Raw genomic sequence first — 19,896 nt, forward strand, 5'->3', positions numbered from 1 at the left:
TGTGAAATTGATACAAGAGAATGGTCAGCCTCGTTATGGGCGTTTTGATCAGATACCCTCAAAAATTAATCTAGATGACTATATTTATAAAACACCTTATGGTCAGGTGCTAAAAGGTTGGCGTAAGCAACTTAAGTATAAGAAATTTAAGTTTTGTGGTTTACAACATGAGCATTACAGTATTGGTATTGCGATTGTCGATCTATCATGGGCAGGGCATGGCTTTTTCTATGTTTATGATCACCTTTCTGAAAAAGTAATCGAATGGAATGCGATTCAGCCATTGGCGTTGAAAACTCAACTCGATGAACAACCTTTATTCAGTCAAAGTTATTTTAAAAAATCGGCTTATCAATTTGATATGCAACACGCCAATGGTGTGCGTTATATCCAAGTGACCAAACATGGTGAAGTACAACTGAAAGCACGTATTTTCTGTGCTGGTACGGATGCACTCAGTTTATGTAGCCCAACAGGGATTAATGGTTGGACATATACACAAAAACAAACCACTTTGGCAGTAGAAGGCTTTTTCATTAGTCCAGATCAACAGCAGATCGAATTTAATTCTCACAGCCTAGCTGCACTCGATGATACCTGTGGTTTTTTACGACCTGAAACCGCTTGGTTTTGGTTGTCGTGTCAATTTCGAGATGCAAATGATCGCCGTATTGGTTTGAATCTCGCATCAGGTGTGAATGAAAGCTTTGGTAATGAAAATGCGTTGTGGGTTGATGGTCGTTTATATCCACTGACTGATATTTTATTTGAACAACAAAATGAAAACTGTTGGTCAATTCGTTCTTTAGATGAGCGATTAAATTTATTGGTTGAAACAGGTTGGTGTCGTTTTGAAAATATTAATCTGCGTTTGATCGGTAGTCAGTTTAATCAATGGCAAGCGAAAGTCAGCGGTACGATTGAACATGAAAATGTTGAATTGGTGTTATTAGATAATGAATATGGATTATTAGAACAGCACTATGCAAAGTGGTGATTGTTAGAATATGAGTCTGTTTAATATTTTATATCTAGGTGGGGTGGGTTGAAGATATAAAATCAAGTAGTTGGTATCCAGCAGTATAGCAGATGGGGATGGAGGATATAATGAAATATATAGTATTTTTGATCACTATTTTGCTAACTGGCTGTATAGATTCTTTGGAATACGTGCAATTAGAAAATAAATCTAATTATAATATATATCCATGAGGATGATGGCAACTTTATTAAGGTAGCTCCAAATTCTAAAGCAGACGTAAAACTAAATGATCTATTTACTGATAAGGTAAAAGGAGATGGGTTTATGATCTCTATTGTTGATAAGGGGGCGGAATATGATTATTATTTTAATTTAAATAATAATGAGTTCAGGAAGAAATACATTAAAGCTGAATTTTTTAATAAAGATAGGTATTTGTTTAGGTATAAAATGAATAGACTGTATCTTTTTTCACCGAAAGAGCAAAGGTATAAGCAAGTGCAGTTATGGGTGAGTTAAATATTAATCATGAGGGATACACCTCGTTGCACCCTTTTAGAACGCAATGTTAAACTATTTAAAATATGATTTTAACTGAGATTGGTTTAATTCGCTTAAGCTAGTTCGGTACTCCATCGTAGAGAAAATAGGGTAAGAAATTTTTAGTTGATTGGGTTGGTTTTTTAAGATATTTTTTTATCAATTAGATGCTAACCATAAGGATATTATTCCGCAACATTCCACCGCATAACAGATCAATAGCAGTGGAACGTCTCAGAAGATTTTTATTTAAAAGGAATTAAAGTCCTGCTTGCCAAAAAGCTTCACCAGCTGCAATTGGGTCATTGGTCTTGGCTAAAGTATCAATCCAAACATCATATTGACGAATGACAGGATGTTGATTTGGATGAAAGTCCTTTTTAAACCAGTCACTATATTGAGACCTTTTTGCAGTCAAAATACCATTGCGACCAAAGAACCACGGCAAACCTTTACGTGCCATATCAAAGCGTTGTCTTAAATTAAAACCATCAGTTTTTAACATCACATCAGTACGATATAAGGTAAAGCCAAACATCATCACTGTGGTAAAGAGCAGTGCAAAGCGTCGAGTTGTTTCAGGTACTTCACCCACTTCACGCATGACATCAAAAGCAACATCACGATGTTCCATTTCTTCAATCGCATGCCAAGCAAATAACGCACGAACAAAAGGATCGGCTTCCGCTAAAGTTTCCTTTTTACTGTAAAAGGTATCTGCCATTAATGCGGTTAAATGCTCTGCGGCTGCGGTCATGGCAATGTTGTATTGAGCTGAGCGATTTTTTAATTCAAATCTAAAAATCTTTTTCAACCGAGTGGTGAATTGATCAACAGGCATACCTTGTTCTTTCATGATCTGATTCATTTTGTCATGTGCCATGCCATGTTGTGCTTCTTGGCGGATAAAATCAGCCACACGTTCTTGCAAATCAGGATCATTAATTTTGTCGCGGAATAAACGCACACATTCAATAAAATAGCGTTCACCATCAGGGAAAGTTAGGCTCAACGCATCAAACATACGAGTACGGAACGGATCACCACCAAACCAAAAACGTGGTGCCTGATCTAAATGAAAATCTAATTTTGTTCTTACAACGGGTTCAACTTGATAGGAAACGTGTGCATTCATTTTTACCATTCCTTGTCTTTTCTTAAACTCAGTATGAAAAAAGTTCGATGAAATGTTTTGACAGTTACAGCCAAGTTTTATACAAATAACGACAGATCAGGATGAGATCGGGATATGTCAGTTAAAATTATCATTGGATATTTACGATTGTTTAATCGTGTTTTACAACAAGAACAAATTGATTTGTCTAAAGTTGTTGCACCTGAGCTTTGGCAAGCTTTTCATGCTTGTTTGGAAAATCCAGATGAGCAGGATTTTGATGTCGAACGTTATGCATTGCTTTTGCAATCGGCACAGCCTTATTTCCCTCGACCGATTACATTGGTGTTAGCCGAACATGCCAATTTGCAAGATTTGGGTTTAATGGGGTATTTGGCTTCAACCAGTTTAGATCTACAACAGGCTTTACAGCTTTTACAACGTTACTATTCTCTAGTTTTTAAACAGACCAATTTAGAACAACTGAATGTTCAGCAGTTTACTGAATATATTCAAATTGTTTGGGGGGCGTCTTATCGTGATTATCGGGAAATGTATGAGCTGAATTTAGCGTTGATCTTTAAAATTTCTCAATCAATTGTACAAGATGCTCTCGTTCCACCACAGATGATTCAATTTGGATACATGCCACACACGGCTTTATATCACTTTGAAAAATTTTATGGCTGTCCGATTCAAATTCAAGCTGGGCAATATGCCATTCGCTTTTCCAATCAAATTTTAAAAGCAAAAAGTATTGCAGCAGATCAGCAGTTGAATCATGTGTTATCTAATCAGGCACAGCAATCATTGGATAGCATTGCTTCTTTTGATATTCAGCAACAACAGTTTCGCCAAAAAATACAGAGCTATATTGAGCAAGGTTTATTACAACAGGAAGAGTTGTTACTGAGCTATGTGGCAAAGCGTTTGCATTGTTCAGAGAGAACCTTGCAGCGTCAACTCAAAACCTATCAGCTTAATTTTCAAGATATTTTAGATCAGTATCGTTTAGAGCAAAGTAAGCTTTATTTACAGCAAGGGAAATCATTCTCTGAAATTGCTGAACGTTTAAATTATGCAGATCAAAGTGCATTTGGTCGAGCATTCAAACGCTGGACAGGGGTTACACCCAAGCAGTTTTTAAAATCTCTTTAGTTTTTTAGAGCATGACTAAAGAGACGTATATCGGTTTTAAGGCATTTTTAAACGTGGGTAATTAAACACAATTGCAAGGACTGCACAAATCGCAAGAATCCAGCAGTAGTAGATCGTGCCAATCAATTCGACTGGAGAGAGTTTGGCAATTGAACATGCGAGTAAGAGCTGTGCGCCGTAGGGAATAATCCCTTGAATGACGCAAGAAAAAATATCGAGCAAAGCCGCACTTCGTTTAGGATCAACGCCATATTCTCTCGCCACTTCACGTGCCATATCGCCAGATAAAATAATGGCTACAGTATTATTGGCAACGAATAAATTTGAAAAAATGACTAGAAAACTAATGCCTAATTCACCTGCACGCTGTTTACCGAATTTAAAGAGGCGCGTAATGGCATAGATACGTTGAATCAGCCACTGCAAGCCACCTTCTTTCTGCATTAATGTTGAAAGGCCACCAAGCAACATGGAAAGTAATGCCACTTCAAACATACTGACAAAACCATCATAAATCGTGCTGTTCAGTTTAAGTAAGTCAAAATCTGGCTTTTCAATCAGACCCATCAGTCCAGATAAAATCACGCCGATCATGAGTACAGCTAAAACATGTAATCGGGTAAAGGCGAGGAAAAACACAGCCAGATAAGGCAGAATCAGCAAGAGGTCATAAGGCTTTGCTTGAATTGCTTCTGCTTGATGGCTTAGTGAAATATAAATCATCAAGGTCATGATTGCTGCGGGTAGGGCAATCCAGACATTGACCCTAAATTTATCTCGAAGTTCCACATTTTGGCTACGTGTGGCTGCAATGGTGGTATCTGAAATCATGGATAAATTATCACCAAACATTGCACCGCTGACTACAGCCCCAATCGCATAAATTGGTGCAATATCGGTGGCTTGAGTAAAGCCAAAGGCAATTGGTGCACAGGCAGCGATTGTTCCCATGGATGTTCCCATCGCTGTGGCAATAAATGCCGCAATGATAAACAGCATGGGCAATACAAATTCTGTTGAAATGAGTGAAAGCCCTAACTGAACAGTCGCATCCACGCTACCAATTGCACTGGATACACTTGCGAATGCACCTGCGAGCATAAAGACCATAAACATCAAAATCAGATTAGGATGGCTAGCACCTTCTAGAAACGTTTCAATCGCCGTATTTAGGTTTTGTTTGTAGAGTAGTAGTGCCAGAATAATAGCTGGAATCGCAGCAATGGGTGCTTTGACTTGATAAAAGGCAAATTCTGTCCCAATCATTGAATGATAGAGACCACTCCCGAGAAAGATGATCAAAAATATCAATAACGGCAGCAAAGCAAAGGCATTGCTTTGGGCTTTTTCCTGAGTGTGGGCAGACATAAAAATAAAAAGCAAACTTAAAAATGATGGGTAGTATAAGGGAGCGAGACTTATTTCTAAAATGCACTGCGATGAGGCAAAAATTAGGAAGCTTTGATCATTGAGAAAAAGCTGAAAATATAGATAAATGTATCAGGGCTGTTGTAAGTAGCAACATTCACTGTTGCAATCACGTCAAACTCTGTTCAATGAACAAAAAATAGCGTTACAATGCAGTGTTCTTGTATGACTACAAACAACTCCTCAATTTATATAAATCAAGGAAAGCATAATCCTATGTCACGTCTTGCCACTCGTTTTGAACAGCTTAAATCTCAGCACCGTAAAGCGCTTGTTTCTTATGTTATGGCAGGAGATCCGCATCCACAAGTCACGGTTCCATTGCTTCACCAGATGGTTGAAGCAGGCGTTGATGTTGTTGAGTTGGGTTTGCCATTCTCAGACCCAATGGCGGATGGTCCAGTGATTGCCTTAGCTGCTGAACGTGCTTTAGCAGGTGGAACGAGCACGCTTGATGCTTTGAATATGGTGAAAGAATTTCGTGAAAAAGATCAAACAACACCCGTTGTTTTGATGGGGTATCTAAACCCTGTTGAAGTGATTGGTTATGAAAAGTTTGTAGCTTATGCGAAGGACTGTGGTGTTGATGGTGTGCTTTTGGTGGACTTACCGCCAGAAGAGTCAAAGCAGTTCGGTGAAATCTTAAAACATAATGAGATGGATCAGATTTTCTTACTCGCACCAACGTCAACTGATCAACGTATTCAGCATGTTGTAAATCAAGCCAGTGGTTTTGTTTACTACGTGTCTTTAAAAGGTGTAACAGGCGCAGCAACATTAGATACCTCTGAAGCAGCAGCTCGTATTGCTAAAATTAAGAGCATGACCAATGTCCCTGTTGGGGTTGGTTTTGGGATTAGTGATGCTGCATCTGCAAAAGCCATGGGTCAAGTTGCTGATGCCGTAATCGTAGGAAGTGCTTTCGTTAAATCTTTTGCAACATTGCCAGCTGATCAAGCTGTGCAACAGACGGTGAATAAAGTGAAGGAGCTTCGAGCCGCGCTCGATGAGTTAGTATGAGTCAAGAGTCAACAGCTGGGAAGGTTTTGAGTCCTTCAACACCTTGGACGGAACGTCAAGTACCAAGTATTCAGATTGCTAATCAACAGCAAATATTTAAAGCGACATTTACAGAGCCGACCATTGAATGCCCTGAGTGTCATGCATTAGTGACACGTACGGCAATGTCATTTAATGCCTATGTGTGCCCACAATGCGATGAGCATTTGCGTATGCGTGCACGTGATCGTTTGAATTGGTTCTTTGATCAAGTGAATACCGAATTAGGTCAAGAATTTAGTGCCAAAGATCCATTAAAGTTTGTCGATAGTAAGCCTTATCCAGAACGTATGCGTGAAGCACAAGACAAAACTGGCGAAACTGAAGCATTAGTTGCGATGCAAGGTTCACTCAAAGGATTGGACTTGGTGGCTTGTGCATTTGAGTTCGATTTTATGGGTGGCTCAATGGGAACGGTCGTGGGTGATCGTTTTGTACAGGCAGCTGAACGAGCAATTCAACTACACCAACCGTTGATTTGTTTTGCTGCTTCAGGCGGTGCACGGATGCAAGAAGGCATGTTGTCTTTGATGCAAATGGCGCGTACTTCCGCTGCGATCCAAAAAATGAAAGAAGCACGTGTCCCATATCTTGTGGTACTGACTCATCCTGTATACGGTGGTGTAACAGCATCATTGGCAATGTTAGGCGATGTGCATATCGCGGAACCGAAAGCGATGATTGGTTTCGCAGGTAAACGCGTCATTGAACAAACGGTACGTGAGAAATTAGAAGAACCATTCCAACGTGCAGAGTATTTGCTTGATCATGGTGTGGTCGATCAAATTGTTCATCGTCATGCATTACGTGATACTGTATACAGACTCGTGGCTAAACTGATGAACTTACCTTGAAACCCGACGCTCCACATTCTACAGATACATTAACAACATGGCTCGATTATTGGGGCCATGTTCATGTTACAGGCATTGATTTAGGTTTAGAGCGCGTTATTCCCGTTGCTGAAAAGTTGGGGGTAATGCAACCGCAAGCAAATGTATTTACCGTCGCAGGAACCAATGGTAAAGGTTCGACTACAACGACTTTGGCTGCGATTTTGAATGCGCAAGGCTATAAAGTCGGTTTGTACCAGTCACCGCATATTTATCGTTTTAATGAACGTGTAAAACTTGCAGGATTGGAAGTTGATGATCAAAGCTTAGTTGATGCCTTTGTGTTGGTGGATCAAGCCCGTCGAGAATGTGGTTTATCACTCTCTTTCTTTGAAGCAACCACTTTGGCTGCTTTTGTCATTTTTAAGTTAGAACAATGTGATATTTGGGTGCTTGAGGTTGGTCTTGGTGGTCGCCTTGATGTGGTGAATGTGATTGATCCTGATATTGCTGTGATTACCAATATCGGTTTAGATCACATTGATTGGTTAGGTGATACAGTAGAAAAAATTGCTTTCGAAAAAGCAGGGATTATTCGTCCAAATATTCCTGTGATATTTGCGGGTCAACAGCAATTGCCACAAGCCATTCAAGACAAAGTCACTGAAACCCAATCGCATTTATATGCATTAAATCGAGATTATTTTTATCAACTCAATGACGATGGTCAAACATGGTCATTTGCATCCTCTGGCACAACGCTAAAACTGCCAATCGGTCAGCTTGCATTAGATAATATTTCGACTGCTGTTGCTGCGGTACTGGTGAGTGGTATTGAGGTCTCTCAGGCAGCGATTGCAACAGGTATTCAGCAAGCACGTTTGCAAGGTCGTTTTGAAATACGACAAATTCAAGACAAAACTGTTATTTTCGATGCTGGACATAATGCACATGGTGTCGAATTTCTATTGAATCAGTTGCGAAAATTCTTAAAATACAATAAACAGTACACAGATGTTGTCGCAGTATTTTCAATGCTGGCAGATAAAGATGTTTCATCTGTCACTGATTTACTTAAAACAACTGTAAAAGATTGGTTTATTGCTCCTTTAAATGTACCTAGAGCAGCAGCGTTGCCGCAGCTGCATGATGCATTACAAGGTCAACAGGTACATGAGTACAGCAATATCCAGCAAGCTTTTGAAAATGTGCTGAAACAAAGTAATAACAATCAGCTAATTTTAGTCTGTGGTTCGTTTCATACTTTAGAAGCGGTCTGGGAGTATTTAGAATAATGTCAATGAATAATAAACAACGCTGGATGGGTGGTGTTGTTCTACTAGGGGGTGGTGTTTTATTGACCGCATTGCTTCTTAAAGGTAATGATGAAATAGCGCACGATAAAACGCAAGCTACGATTACACACCCAATTCCTAAAAAAGAAGCTCAATCCCAAACAGCTCAGTCGAACCAAAATGGTGAGATGGTATCATTACAGCCATTAGCGGTCGATGTAGAAACAGAAAAACGTTTACTGGAAGAGCAACGTCGTTCCCGTGAGAAAGCCGTGGCTGAACAAGAAGCGCGTGCGGCTGATTTTCTAAAAATGCAGCAAGAAGCAGAAGCAGCTGCGGCACGCAAGGCTGCGGAAGAATATGCTGCAATTAATGCACGTCGTACAGCGGAACAGGAAAGCTCTGATAACATTCCGCCAGAGCTTGGCGAAGATGATAAAGCTAAAGCACAACGACTTGCTGAAGAAAAGAAAAAAGCTGAACAGCAAAAAGTCGATCAGCAGAAAACGGATACCGAAAAAAAGTTAGTTGAGGATAAACGTAAGGCAGACGCTGAAAAAAAGTTAGCCGAAGAGAAGCGTAAGGCTGAAACTGAAAAAAAGGCTGAGGAAGAAAAACGTAAAGCAGAAGCTGACAAAAAAGCGGCTGATGAAAAGCGTAAAGCAGAAGCCGAGAAGAAAGCGACTGAAGAGAAACGCAAAGCAGAAGCTGATAAAAAAGCGGCTGAAGAAAAACGTAAAACAGAAGCTGATAAAAAAGCGGCTGACGAGAAAAAACATAAAGCGGAAGCTGATAAAAAAGCTGAGGCTGGAAAGGCTCGTGAGCTTATGGAAAATGGCGATAAAAAATGGATGGTACAAGTTGCTTTGGCAGCCAACCAAGCCAATGCCGATGCAGTTGTTTCTAAGTTACGCGCGAAAGGTTATAAAGTGACCACTAGCCCTACATCTAAAGGGGTTCGTATCATGGTCGGTCCATCGAAAGACCGAGACGTTGCAGATGCAGCACGTAAGAAAATTACGTCTGATGAAAGTCTAAACATGAAATCCGCTTGGGTAATTGATTGGGTTCCGCTTGATCAGCGATAAAAGGTAATTATCTGCTAAATCAAAGCAGGAAAACGTCAGGTTTTGATCTTGTTGTAAGTGTTCTATTTCTAAGGGTGGTGATTGCATGATGAGTCGCGATTTTAAGATATTAGAACACTTTATTTTTTCAAAAGATTCTAGCATTAGCGCACTTTCTGGTGTTGTTTGTGTGGGCAATGATCTTTATTTGGTTGGTGATGATGTGAGCTACTTACTCAAAACCAATCAAAAAAAGAGTATCAGTCGTGCGACTGTTTTTGAAAAAATTCCATTATTTAAATCATCTAAGCAAATATCACTAAGTGCATTCAGTAAAGAAGCTAAGCCAGATTTTGAAGCGTTAAGCTCGATCATCTTTGATGGACAACCCCAGCTATTAGTTATGGGGTCGGGTTCTACAGAAAATCGAAAAAAGGCATTATTGTATAATCCAGTCAATCATCAAATTAGAATTTTGCTCGATGCCGCTGATTACCATTTTTTAGAACAAGCTTTTGAATTAACGGGTGGAGCTGATCTGAATATAGAAGCTGTATGTTCAAATCACAATGATCTGTACATCTTTCAACGCGGCAATATTAATCGTCATCATGGGGTTTTAGTCTTTGATCTGGCTAAAATTCAAGCGGGAAAATCTTTAGAGAATGCACTCAAAAATTCATTCAATCTAACATTACCAACACTTGAGGGTTCAGCAAGTGCTATTTCTGATGCTTGTTTTTTGGTGGAGAAAAATCTAATTATTGCCACCGCTGCGGTCGAGCAAACATTAAATACCTATGATGATGGCGTGGTGTTGGGTAGTTTTATTTTGCTGTTCTCACCTGAGGGTGAAACGTTATATACGCATTTGATTCAAGATACGAAAGGGCAAACCCTTCCCATTAAAGTAGAAGGGATTACTTGGCTAGAATCGACGTCCGATGGTGAGGTATTTTTATTGGTCACGGATAGTGATGGGGGTGATTCTGAGGTTTTGAAAGTATTACTCAGCAACTCTATTTTTGCAAACCAGTAACTTAGATCGTATTTCTTAGATCATCATATGACTTATAAAAGTAGGTTTTTCTAAGCGTAATAATCAATGGACAAAACCTAAGAAATTAAATAAATCGTGCAATTTAACAATTTATTGATCTTAAAAATTAGATTTTATCCAAATTTAACCTAACACGCTCTATTTAGGTGGATTTGACAGTTGCTGTTGAACCCATTGTACATTTTCAGTGGTGAAGAGTTGGTCAATATTTTTCCAAATCACATGAAAGCCATAGCCACCTTGTTTCATTTCCTTAACTGCATCCTCAATCGACCAATGCTCAAACACAATTCGATACATGGCAATGGTTGCACCCGTACGATCCGAACCATGATAGCAATGCACTAAGACTTTTTGCTTGTTCTGTTTGGCGGTTTGAATGGCACGCATCGCTTGTAATAAGTCTTCACGATTGATTGCCCATGTGTAAATTGGAATATGCACTAGATTAAAAGGTTGATCTTTTAAAACTTTAGCATCTTCATTTCTAGCTCTCAAATTGATGATCGTCTCAATTTGATACTTTTCTAAACTTGGAATTAAATCAGTACTGGGTTGCTCACTGCGAAAAATATCAGGACTAATTTGATAAAAATTATGCGTATTGGAAATCAGCGTTCCCCAGTTTTGGGGACGCTGTTCATCATCTAAGCTCGGATGTTTCATACACCCGCTTATATTAAGTGTTGAAACAAGTACAACGGTAATAAGTATTTTTTTCATATTACTGATAACGATTAAATTCGACAGGATCATGCGCACAAATTAACTCAATACTTGGCTCATGTTGAGCGAGATATTGTAACCGTTTCAGGTTATGTAACCTTTGTTGATTATCTTCTGCCAATAAACGTTCAGTCAGATCCAATGCTCTGAGTTTATTCTTTGGGTCGAGTTCCAAATGAGAAAAATAAGCATCACCACAGAAGAAAATCCAGCCATCTTGCTTTTTAATCGCAATGCCACTGTGTCCCAGTGTATGACCGAGTAGTGGAACCATCAGAATTTCATCTTGAAAAAAAGGAAGACCTTGGACTTTTTGCAGATTAAACCAGGCCTCACCATCTGTATGTTCAGCAAAATTCCAATGGCGATGCTGTTTAAATTGTTCTGTTTTATAGCGTAGCTTCCCTTTAGCAGAGAGCGATTGCGTTGCATTAAACTCAGAAGCCAAAACATGTACCGTTGCATTGGGAAAATCTGAAATTCCCCCAGCATGATCAAAATCAAGATGCGTGACAAAGATATGTTGTACATCTTCAGGGCGTAAGCCTAATTTTCGAATTTGTTCGATGGCACTCAATTTGAGGTTGGGCACAATTGAACCGAGTTGGGTGAGTAATGAACCTAAGCGTTGTTCGGTATGTAAATAATCTTGTGTACCTAAACCCGTATCAATTAAAACGAGCCCTCGATCTGTTTCGATAAGTAAGCAATGGCAAACGAGATGTGCTTTCCAACCTTTTTGACCAAATAGGGGCGCACAAACAGGGCAGAAGCTTCCGCAATGGAGATGATGGATGTTATAGATCATCGTGATTGTTATTCTATTTTGAAGATAATTATTTTTATAACGTATTGATGCGAAAATACCAAGATTAAAAATCCCCTAAATTTGATTGAATCTAAGGGATCGTTCCAATACGACGTACTTCGTTTGTCTTGCGCTGCGTTTGAAGCCTTTAGTCGGCTTCAATCTTTTAACTCACAGCATAGCTGTTCGACTTGCGTTCGTAACGAGCGTTGCTCGTTTTGTGTACTACGCACTTCGTTTGTCTTGCGCTGCGCTTGAAGCCTTTAGTCGGCTTCAATCTTTTAACTCACAGCATAGCTGTTCGACTTGCGTTCGTAACGAGCGTTGCTCGTTTTATCCTCACTCAGGTTGTGGTGTTAGACGTAAATAAGGTTTCACTGCAGTATAGCCTTGAGGAAAGCGTTGTTTGATTTCATCTTCATCTTTTAATGAAGGCACAATCACCACATCTTCACCATGTTGCCAATTGGCAGGTGTTGCCACTTTATGTTTATCGGTCAACTGTAATGAATCAACAACACGCAGTACTTCATTAAAGTTACGACCTGTTGACGCAGGGTAGGTAATAATTAAGCGGACTTTTTTATTGGGGTCAATGATCACCAACGAACGTACCGTTAAGGTTTCACTGGCATTCGGATGAATGAAGCCATACAACTCAGAAACTTTACGGTCTTTATCGGCAATAATTGGGAAATTAACGGTAGTATTTTGTGTTTCATTAATATCTTGAATCCAGCTTTTATGAGATTCAGCATCATCAACGGAAAGTGCAATTGCCTTTACGCCACGCTTTGCAAATTCATCTTTAAGCTTCGCTGTAAAGCCAAGTTCTGTGGTACAGACTGGGGTGAAATCTGCGGGGTGTGAAAATAAAATCCCCCAACCACTGTTTAAAAATTCATAAAAATCAATGGGGCCTTCACTTGAGTCTTGTTGGAAATTGGGGGCAATGTCGCCTAAACGGAGTGTCATGATTTATCCTCAATATATTCTTGATGTTCTCTGTGTATATTCAATATGCAGGAATCACGTTATAAATAAAATTATTGTTTTTTCATTTTGTTATGAGGATTTAAGATAATAGAATGAAGTGAAGCTAAAAAATTGATCATAAATTCACATGCAAAGCCGTGTAAGTTAAATGCAAATTTGCTACATTAACGCTGCTTAGTTGTGTGATGTCAGAGTCGCCTCGCAGTTTTTTTACCTGTTTGGATGCAAAGCCCTTGTAGTTCTTATTTCTGACTCCATAATAACAGCTAAGAAAAAATTACTTATTTAAACAAACAGGATTAGAGAGTTTATTCATGTTGGCAAGTCTGATCGGAGGTATCTTCGGTACAAAAAATGAGCGTGAGCTCAAACGCATGCGTAAAATTGTTGAACAAATTAATGCGCTTGAACCGACGATATCTGCTCTAAACGATGCAGACCTCTCTGCAAAAACTCCAGAATTCAAACAGCGTTTTAATAACGGTGAAAGTTTAGATAAATTGATGCCTGAAGCCTTTGCGGTTTGCCGTGAAGCAGCGAAACGTGTCATGGGTATGCGTCATTATGATGTGCAGCTCATTGGTGGTATTACCTTACACGAAGGTAAAATTGCTGAGATGCGTACAGGTGAAGGTAAAACCCTCATGGGTACTTTAGCGTGTTATTTGAATGCATTGAGTGGTCAAGGCGTTCACGTGATTACGGTGAATGATTACTTGGCACAACGTGATGCTGAGCTGAATCGCCCATTATTTGAGTTTTTAGGTCTGAGCATTGGTGTGATTTATTCAATGCAAATGCCAGCCGAAAAAGCTGAAGCTTATTTCGCCGATATTACTTACGGTACTAACAACGAATTTGGTTTCGATTATCTACGTGACAACATGGTGTTTTCTCTACAAGAGAAAAAACAACGTGGTTTAAGTTACGCGATTATCGATGAAGTTGACTCAATTTTAATTGATGAAGCACGTACCCCATTGATCATTTCTGGGCAAAGTGAAGATTCATCTCATTTGTACCAGTTAATCAATAGTATCCCACCAACATTAAGCCCACAGAAAGAAGAAAAAGTGGCTGATGGCGGACATTTTTGGGTAGATGAAAAGCAACGTTCAGTTGAAATGACTGAAGTTGGTTATGAAACGGTTGAACAAGAATTGATTCGTATGGGGTTATTGGCTGAAGGTGAAAGCCTTTATTCAGCAACCAACTTGAATTTGGTTCACCATGTGACTGCCGCAATTCGCGCACATTATTTGTATCAGAAAAACGTACATTACATTATTGGTGTCAATCCACAGACTCAAAAAGAAGAAGTCATTATTGTGGATGAAAGTACGGGTCGTACCATGCCTGGTCGTCGTTGGTCAGAAGGTCTGCACCAAGCGGTTGAAGCCAAAGAGAATATGGAAATTCAACCAGAAAACCAGACATTGGCAACCACAACATTCCAAAACTATTTCCGTCTGTATAAAAAGCTTTCAGGTATGACAGGTACTGCTGATACTGAAGCTTCAGAGATGAAAGAAATTTATGGCTTAGATGTAGTACTGATTCCAACACACCGTCCAATGGTACGTGAAGATCATAACGATTTAATTTATTTGAATCGTAATGGTAAATACAATGCCATCATTGAAGAGATCAGCAATATTCGTCAGAAAGGTGTTGCGCCTATTTTGATTGGTACGGCAACGATTGAAGCTAGTGAAATTTTATCTTCAAAATTGCTGCAAGCAGGGATCCATCATGAAGTTTTGAATGCAAAACAACATGAACGTGAAGCAGATATTATTGCGCAAGCAGGTAGCCCAAATGCGGTGACAATTGCCACCAACATGGCAGGTCGTGGTACGGATATTTTGCTCGGTGGTAACTGGAAAGCGAAACTTGCCAAAATTGAAAATCCAACGTCTGAAGATGAAACTCGTTTACAGGCACAGTGGGAAAAAGACCACGGAGATGTTTTAAGTTCTGGTGGTTTACATATCATCGGTTCTGAACGCCATGAATCACGTCGTATTGATAACCAGTTGCGTGGTCGTGCAGGTCGTCAAGGTGACCCTGGTGTATCACGTTTCTATTTGTCGCTTGAAGATGATTTGATGCGTATCTTTGCGGGTGATCGTGTGGTTGCCATGATGCGTGCAATGGGCTTACAAGAAAATGAAGCCATTGAGCATAAAATGGTCAGTCGTTCGATTGAGAATGCACAACGTAAAGTTGAGGCACGTAACTTTGATATTCGTAAAAACCTATTGAAGTACGATGATGTCAATAACGAACAACGTAAGATTATTTATACTCAACGTGATGAAGTCTTGGCAGAAAGTACCTTACAAGACTATATCGAAGAAATGCATCATGAAGTCATTAAAGGGGTGATTGCCAACTTTATCCCACCTGAATCGATTCATGATCAATGGGATATTGAAGGCTTAGAAAATGCACTGCGCGCAGATCTAGGTATTGAGCTTCCTGTTCAACAGTGGCTTGATCAAGACCGTCGTTTAGATGAAGAAGGTTTGATTGCACGTATTTCTGATGAAGTGATTGCTCGCTATCGTCAACGTCGTGAGCAAATGGGTGATGAGTCGGCTGCAATGCTAGAACGTCACTTTATGTTGAATTCACTTGATCGTCATTGGAAAGATCATTTGGCGGCGATGGATTACTTACGTCAAGGGATTCATTTACGTGGTTATGCACAGAAGAACCCTGAGCAAGAGTATAAGAAAGAAGCTTTCAACTTATTTGTGAATATGTTAGGTGTGATCAAGTCGGATGTCGTGACGGATTTATCTCGTGTGCATGTACCGACAGCAGAAGAGCTAGCTGAGCTAGAGGCACAACAACAACGTCAAGCTGAATCGATGCGTCTTTCTTTTGAGCATGACGATGTGGATGGTTTAACGGGTGAAGTGACTGTTTCTGAAGAGACGGGTAGTTTATCTGGAAATACACTCTTCCCAGTTCCAGAAAGCCGTAATGCACCATGCCCATGTGGTTCTGGTCTTAAATATAAGCAATGCCACGGTAAGATTTAATCATTCTCGACTTGGTTTAGACTTGAGTAAAGAGCAGAGCATTGGCTCTGCTTTTTTACGAGAAGTAACTTGAGTCTAAGCCAACTTTGTAGTTTTATTATGGAATTATAGTCCTTGATTGGATTCGCATTAAAAGCGGGAAGACAATGAAAAAGCCATTACAACTTTTAATTTTAGCGAGTGCGACAGTATCTGGTTTCGCAGTTGCAGAAAATATTCCTCAAACCACAACGGTGGATAAAGTACTTGCAGCAAAAGGGCCAACAACCGCTGAAGCTCAAGTGAAACGTGAGGTTACGACCGTCATTAGTCCACGCACAGGTATTCGCTATACTTTAGGTGATACAGGTAATCGCCCAATTGTGTTGCAAACAGCGGCAATCGCACCTGCAAATTCTGCCAATATTAATCGCATCGTGGCAACAAACCCAGCATTGTCGGCAAGAAGCCAAGAAAAAGCCAAAGTTGCGCTGATTGGCGAAGCTGCGGTACAAACAGCAAGTGTTCAAGCACCTAAATAAATGGTTTATTCTGGTGTAAAAAAAGAGATGCTAAGCATCTCTTTTTTTATGTAAAAATCTGATTATAAAAAACTTGGAAGTAGAATTAAGCCAATAATAATACCGAATAGTAGCCATTTAGAAACATAGTATAAGCGGCGATTACGCTCTTTTAGCCCACGACCATAATGGTGAACTGCATAACCATATTTAAAGATACGGTTAATAAATCCAGTATTGTCTTGATCATCATTGGGTGAGCTTGCAGCAGACATGACATTGCGTCCAAACCAATGATTGATTTTCTGCGCCCAACCCCATTTCATCGGGCGTTCAATATCACAGAACAGGATGATACGAGTTTCATCAGTTTGATTATGTGCCCAATGTACATAGGTTTCATCAAAAACGGTTGCTTCACCATCTCGCCAACTATAGCGTTCTTGATCGACCTCAATAAAGCAATCATCGCTATTAGGGGTGACTAAACCTAAGTGATAACGAACAGAACCTGCATAAGGGTCACGGTGTTTACCTAAGTAGCTGCCTGATGGAAGCTCGGTAAACATGGCTGCTTTTACAGAAGGAATACTTTCGAGTAAAGCCACTGTTTTTGGGCAAAGCTGTTGTGCCGAAGGGTGACTTTCTTGATACCATTTCAAGTAAAAACGTTTCCAACCCCGTTTAAAAAACGTATTAAAACCAGCATCATTATTTTTTTCAGAGGCTTTAATTTGATTTTGAAGTTGAATGGCTTCTTCTCGAATGACTTGCCAATTGTCTTGAAGCGGTTTTAGCTCAGGAAATTGTGCGACGTCAAAAAAAGCTTGGTTTGGCAATTTAGAAAAACCAGTCATAAACATGTTAACTGGTGCTAGGAATGTAGAATGGTCGAATAATTGCCGAGATGCTTTTAATCGTTCCTTACCACGGTAATAAGTATATAAAAAACTGATTAAAAATACGACAACGATAATCACTGCGTACATAAATACAGACGTCTAAAAATAGGAGAGAATTATTTTAGCACAAAAAATATTTTGCAGAATGCTCTTGTCAAATCAACTACAAAAGATGGGAGATCTTATCAGATCAGTGGCTTTTCGGGTGATTGCTAAATGAATCACCCGAAAGAATCGAACTATTAGATTTGGTTATTTACATCATCATTTTTGGTTTCACGGATCAGTAAAAATGCAATTAAAGATAAAATTGACGCTAAGCTGAGATATAAACCTACAGCACCTAGACCATAACTTTCTGCAAGTTTAGTCGCGATATATGGGGCAAAGGATGCACCAAAAATACCCGCTAAATTAAAAGTTAATGCTGAACCTGTATAACGGACTGAGATTGGAAAAATCTCGGAAAGTACGGTTCCAATCGGCCCATAGGTGAGCCCCATAATCGAGAGTCCGATACATAAGAACAAGAAGACCAATATCGGGCTACCTGAACCGAGTAAAGGGGCGAAGCATAGCCCAAACAAAGCTGACAAAACACATACGGCAATTGATGTGGTTTTGCGTCCAAATTTCTCAGCTAAAATGGCTGAAACTGGAATAAATGCGGCAAAACATAAGGTTGCAACCAGTTGTAGTTGCAAAAACTCACCTCGTGTATAGCCTAATTGAGTTGTTCCCCATGTTAGAGCGAATACCGTCGTGAGATAAAACACCACAAAAGTACAGATTGCCGCAATCGTACCGAGAATTAACATCGGTAGATGCTTGGTCATGACTTCTTTAAATGGCACATTGACTTCTTTTTGCTTATTTAGCACCTTTTGAAAGGCAGGTGTTTCATGCAGTTTCAAACGAATGTAGAGACCAACAAGAACCAATACAGCACTGGAAATAAATGGAATACGCCATCCCCAAGTCATAAAATCTTGTTCGGACATAAACGCATTCAATAAAAGAAATGAGCCTGTTGCCAAAATGAAGCCAATCGGTGCACCGAGTTGAGGGAACATGCCATACCAAGCGCGTTTACCTTCTGGTGCATTCTCAGTGGCAAGTAAAACAGCACCACTCCATTCACCGCCCAGACCTAAACCTTGCCCTAAACGACATAAGGCGAGCAGTAGTGGTGCTGCAAGTCCAATTTGTGCATAGGTTGGCAATAGCCCAATACACACGGTTGAAATTCCCATGGTGAGTAGGGCTGCAACCAGTGTTGCCTTACGTCCAATTCGATCACCTAAATGCCCAAAAATTGCTGCACCAATTGGGCGAGCAATAAAGGCGATAGCGAAAGTTGCCAGTGATTTGAGTACCGCAGCGCTATCGCTACTTTCAGGGAAAAAGAGATGTGGAAAAATCAGTACAGCGGCGGTGGCATAGATATAAAAGTCAAAAAACTCAATCGTAGTGCCCACAAGGCTGGCAAATAATACCCGTACTTTTGAATTGCTTGCCACCTCAGTGGTGACAGTCGTAGTACTTGACGACATATATAACCTTAATTTTATTTATTCAAGAGACAGAATTGCTGCCTTGAAAATTCCTTTTGAATGCGGAGTTTACTCAGCAAACTTGATGTGATGTATTATCTTATAATACATAACAATAGATCGCTAAAAAGTGTAAACCTGCCCCTAATAGCACAAAAACATGCCAAATTGCGTGGGTATATCTTACCTTTTTTAACGCATAAAACAATGTGCCGACAGTGTAGGCGAGTCCACCTGCAATCAAGAGTTGTACCGCATCTTTAGAGAGATAGCGTTGCATATCATCCATGACCAAAACCGCCAGCCATCCCATCAAGAGATAAGCTGCCAATGAAACTTTTTGAAAGCGATGGATAAAAACGAGCTTAAACAGCGTGCCAATCAGTGCAATCACCCATAAAGCGATCAGTAAATAGTGGGCTTTGGCAGTTGGAATTGCGATACTGAGAAAGGGAGTATATGTCCCTGCAATCAGATAATAAATTGCAGTATGATCTAATTTTTTATACCAATAGCGTTTGCGTTCATCTTGAGCAAAGTGATAGAGCATTGAACTACTGAGTAATAGTACTAAGCTAAATCCATAGACCCATAAACTGATCCATTGCCCTAACGCTAAATCTTGCCCTTTAATAATCAGTAAAATAGAGACAACCAGTGCCAATGCTGCCCCAATACCATGACTATAGGCATTGATAAGTTCTTCTTTGGGGTCATAGCTTGTGAGAGTATTTGCAGTCATTAGATTTATCGTTTGCATAAAAATACAACTGTATCGTAATGCAATTTCCCTTTTAAAGTAAGACGCTTTAGAATTTAGTTTCT

The 19,896-nt window shown here is 39.8% G+C and carries 17 protein-coding genes; 9 read left to right on the forward strand and 8 right to left on the reverse strand.

Annotated elements, in window-relative coordinates; translation table 11 throughout:
- Position 1: 1 nt before the first annotated feature.
- On the forward strand, positions 2–997 hold the full coding sequence (locus C502_RS0105205; protein ID WP_018677790.1) for a DUF2804 domain-containing protein: 996 nt from the start codon (positions 2–4) through the stop codon (positions 995–997).
- 784 nt (positions 998–1,781) lie between these two features.
- Here the strand turns inward: C502_RS0105205 and C502_RS0105215 are convergent.
- Entirely contained in the window at positions 1,782–2,657 is an 876-nt protein-coding gene (locus C502_RS0105215) for a metal-dependent hydrolase (protein WP_018677792.1), read from the reverse strand.
- A gap of 114 nt (positions 2,658–2,771) precedes the next feature.
- Between C502_RS0105215 and C502_RS0105220 the strand changes: the two genes are divergently transcribed.
- Positions 2,772–3,794 carry an AraC family transcriptional regulator gene (locus tag C502_RS0105220; protein WP_018677793.1) on the forward strand — a complete coding sequence of 341 codons (1,023 nt, stop codon included), beginning with the start codon at positions 2,772–2,774 and terminating at the stop codon, positions 3,792–3,794.
- Positions 3,795–3,830: 36 nt separating this feature from the next.
- Here C502_RS0105220 and C502_RS0105225 read toward each other — a convergent pair whose 3' ends face one another.
- Positions 3,831–5,162, reverse strand: a complete 1,332-nt coding sequence (locus tag C502_RS0105225) for a Na+/H+ antiporter NhaC family protein (protein WP_018677794.1) — start codon at positions 5,160–5,162, stop codon at positions 3,831–3,833.
- 276 nt (positions 5,163–5,438) lie between these two features.
- On the opposite strand from C502_RS0105225, the gene trpA reads away from it, so the two are divergent.
- The 5 genes from trpA (at position 5,439) to C502_RS0105250 (ending at position 10,515) form a co-directional block, all read left to right on the forward strand.
- A complete protein-coding gene (trpA, locus tag C502_RS0105230) occupies positions 5,439–6,242 on the forward strand; it encodes a tryptophan synthase subunit alpha (RefSeq protein ID WP_018677795.1) in 804 nt (267 codons plus the stop codon).
- Positions 6,239–7,135 carry an acetyl-CoA carboxylase, carboxyltransferase subunit beta gene (gene accD / locus C502_RS0105235; protein ID WP_018677796.1) on the forward strand — a complete coding sequence of 299 codons (897 nt, stop codon included), beginning with the start codon at positions 6,239–6,241 and terminating at the stop codon, positions 7,133–7,135. Before trpA ends, accD begins: the two co-directional genes overlap by 4 nt.
- Positions 7,132–8,409, forward strand: coding sequence for a bifunctional tetrahydrofolate synthase/dihydrofolate synthase (gene folC, locus C502_RS0105240; protein WP_018677797.1), 1,278 nt, complete (start codon positions 7,132–7,134; stop codon positions 8,407–8,409). The genes accD and folC overlap by 4 nt, the downstream gene beginning before the upstream one ends.
- Entirely contained in the window at positions 8,409–9,497 is a 1,089-nt protein-coding gene (locus tag C502_RS0105245) for an SPOR domain-containing protein (RefSeq protein ID WP_018677798.1), read from the forward strand. Before folC ends, C502_RS0105245 begins: the two co-directional genes overlap by 1 nt.
- A gap of 88 nt (positions 9,498–9,585) precedes the next feature.
- On the forward strand, positions 9,586–10,515 hold the full coding sequence (locus C502_RS0105250; RefSeq protein ID WP_026315743.1) for a DUF6929 family protein: 930 nt from the start codon (positions 9,586–9,588) through the stop codon (positions 10,513–10,515).
- Positions 10,516–10,674: 159 nt separating this feature from the next.
- Here the strand turns inward: C502_RS0105250 and C502_RS0105255 are convergent, their stop codons facing one another.
- The 3 genes from C502_RS0105255 to C502_RS0105265 all read right to left on the reverse strand — a co-directional run bounded on the left by C502_RS0105255 (position 10,675) and on the right by C502_RS0105265 (position 13,045).
- Positions 10,675–11,259 (reverse strand): dual specificity protein phosphatase family protein, encoded by a 585-nt coding sequence (locus C502_RS0105255; RefSeq protein ID WP_023274563.1) that lies wholly within the window; start codon positions 11,257–11,259, stop codon positions 10,675–10,677.
- Between the two features lies 1 nt (position 11,260).
- The gene (locus tag C502_RS0105260) at positions 11,261–12,070 is read right to left on the reverse strand and encodes an MBL fold metallo-hydrolase (protein WP_018677801.1); all 810 of its coding nucleotides are present in this window, start codon (positions 12,068–12,070) and stop codon (positions 11,261–11,263) included.
- Between the two features lie 339 nt (positions 12,071–12,409).
- A complete protein-coding gene (locus C502_RS0105265) occupies positions 12,410–13,045 on the reverse strand; it encodes a peroxiredoxin (RefSeq protein WP_018677802.1) in 636 nt (211 codons plus the stop codon).
- A gap of 335 nt (positions 13,046–13,380) precedes the next feature.
- Here C502_RS0105265 and secA point away from each other — a divergent pair, with 335 nt between their 5' ends.
- Both secA and C502_RS0105275 read left to right on the forward strand, forming a co-directional pair.
- Entirely contained in the window at positions 13,381–16,116 is a 2,736-nt protein-coding gene (gene secA, locus C502_RS0105270; RefSeq protein WP_018677803.1) for a preprotein translocase subunit SecA, read from the forward strand.
- Between the two features lie 146 nt (positions 16,117–16,262).
- Entirely contained in the window at positions 16,263–16,637 is a 375-nt protein-coding gene (locus C502_RS0105275; RefSeq protein WP_018677804.1) for a hypothetical protein, read from the forward strand.
- Positions 16,638–16,699: 62 nt separating this feature from the next.
- Here C502_RS0105275 and lpxO read toward each other — a convergent pair whose 3' ends face one another.
- The 3 genes from lpxO to trhA all read right to left on the reverse strand — a co-directional run bounded on the left by lpxO (position 16,700) and on the right by trhA (position 19,813).
- Entirely contained in the window at positions 16,700–17,605 is a 906-nt protein-coding gene (gene lpxO, locus C502_RS18100) for a lipid A hydroxylase LpxO (RefSeq protein WP_023274716.1), read from the reverse strand.
- Positions 17,606–17,760: 155 nt separating this feature from the next.
- Positions 17,761–19,071 (reverse strand): MFS transporter, encoded by a 1,311-nt coding sequence (locus C502_RS0105290; protein ID WP_018677806.1) that lies wholly within the window; start codon positions 19,069–19,071, stop codon positions 17,761–17,763.
- A 100-nt stretch (positions 19,072–19,171) separates the two neighbouring features.
- Entirely contained in the window at positions 19,172–19,813 is a 642-nt protein-coding gene (gene trhA, locus C502_RS0105295) for a PAQR family membrane homeostasis protein TrhA (protein WP_026315745.1), read from the reverse strand.
- Positions 19,814–19,896 lie beyond the last annotated feature (83 nt).

The organism is Acinetobacter tjernbergiae DSM 14971 = CIP 107465, assembly GCF_000374425.1.
GTDB classification, from domain to species: Bacteria; Pseudomonadota; Gammaproteobacteria; order Pseudomonadales; family Moraxellaceae; genus Acinetobacter; species Acinetobacter tjernbergiae.

Excerpts from the sequence above, each read along its gene's own strand:
- C502_RS0105255 (WP_023274563.1), bottom strand. The coding sequence starts at position 11,259 with ATGAAAAAAATACTTATTACCGTTGTACTTGTTTCAACACTTAATATA.
- C502_RS0105260 (WP_018677801.1), bottom strand. The coding sequence starts at position 12,070 with ATGATCTATAACATCCATCATCTCCATTGCGGAAGCTTCTGCCCTGTT.
- trhA (WP_026315745.1), bottom strand. The coding sequence starts at position 19,813 with ATGACTGCAAATACTCTCACAAGCTATGACCCCAAAGAAGAACTTATC.
- C502_RS0105220 (WP_018677793.1), top strand. The coding sequence starts at position 2,772 with ATGTCAGTTAAAATTATCATTGGATATTTACGATTGTTTAATCGTGTT.
- C502_RS0105265 (WP_018677802.1), bottom strand. The coding sequence starts at position 13,045 with ATGACACTCCGTTTAGGCGACATTGCCCCCAATTTCCAACAAGACTCA.
- accD (WP_018677796.1), top strand. The coding sequence starts at position 6,239 with ATGAGTCAAGAGTCAACAGCTGGGAAGGTTTTGAGTCCTTCAACACCT.
- C502_RS0105245 (WP_018677798.1), top strand. The coding sequence starts at position 8,409 with ATGTCAATGAATAATAAACAACGCTGGATGGGTGGTGTTGTTCTACTA.
- lpxO (WP_023274716.1), bottom strand. The coding sequence starts at position 17,605 with ATGTACGCAGTGATTATCGTTGTCGTATTTTTAATCAGTTTTTTATAT.
- C502_RS0105225 (WP_018677794.1), bottom strand. The coding sequence starts at position 5,162 with ATGTCTGCCCACACTCAGGAAAAAGCCCAAAGCAATGCCTTTGCTTTG.
- C502_RS0105250 (WP_026315743.1), top strand. The coding sequence starts at position 9,586 with ATGAGTCGCGATTTTAAGATATTAGAACACTTTATTTTTTCAAAAGAT.
- C502_RS0105275 (WP_018677804.1), top strand. The coding sequence starts at position 16,263 with ATGAAAAAGCCATTACAACTTTTAATTTTAGCGAGTGCGACAGTATCT.
- secA (WP_018677803.1), top strand. The coding sequence starts at position 13,381 with ATGTTGGCAAGTCTGATCGGAGGTATCTTCGGTACAAAAAATGAGCGT.
- C502_RS0105215 (WP_018677792.1), bottom strand. The coding sequence starts at position 2,657 with ATGAATGCACACGTTTCCTATCAAGTTGAACCCGTTGTAAGAACAAAA.
- trpA (WP_018677795.1), top strand. The coding sequence starts at position 5,439 with ATGTCACGTCTTGCCACTCGTTTTGAACAGCTTAAATCTCAGCACCGT.
- C502_RS0105290 (WP_018677806.1), bottom strand. The coding sequence starts at position 19,071 with ATGTCGTCAAGTACTACGACTGTCACCACTGAGGTGGCAAGCAATTCA.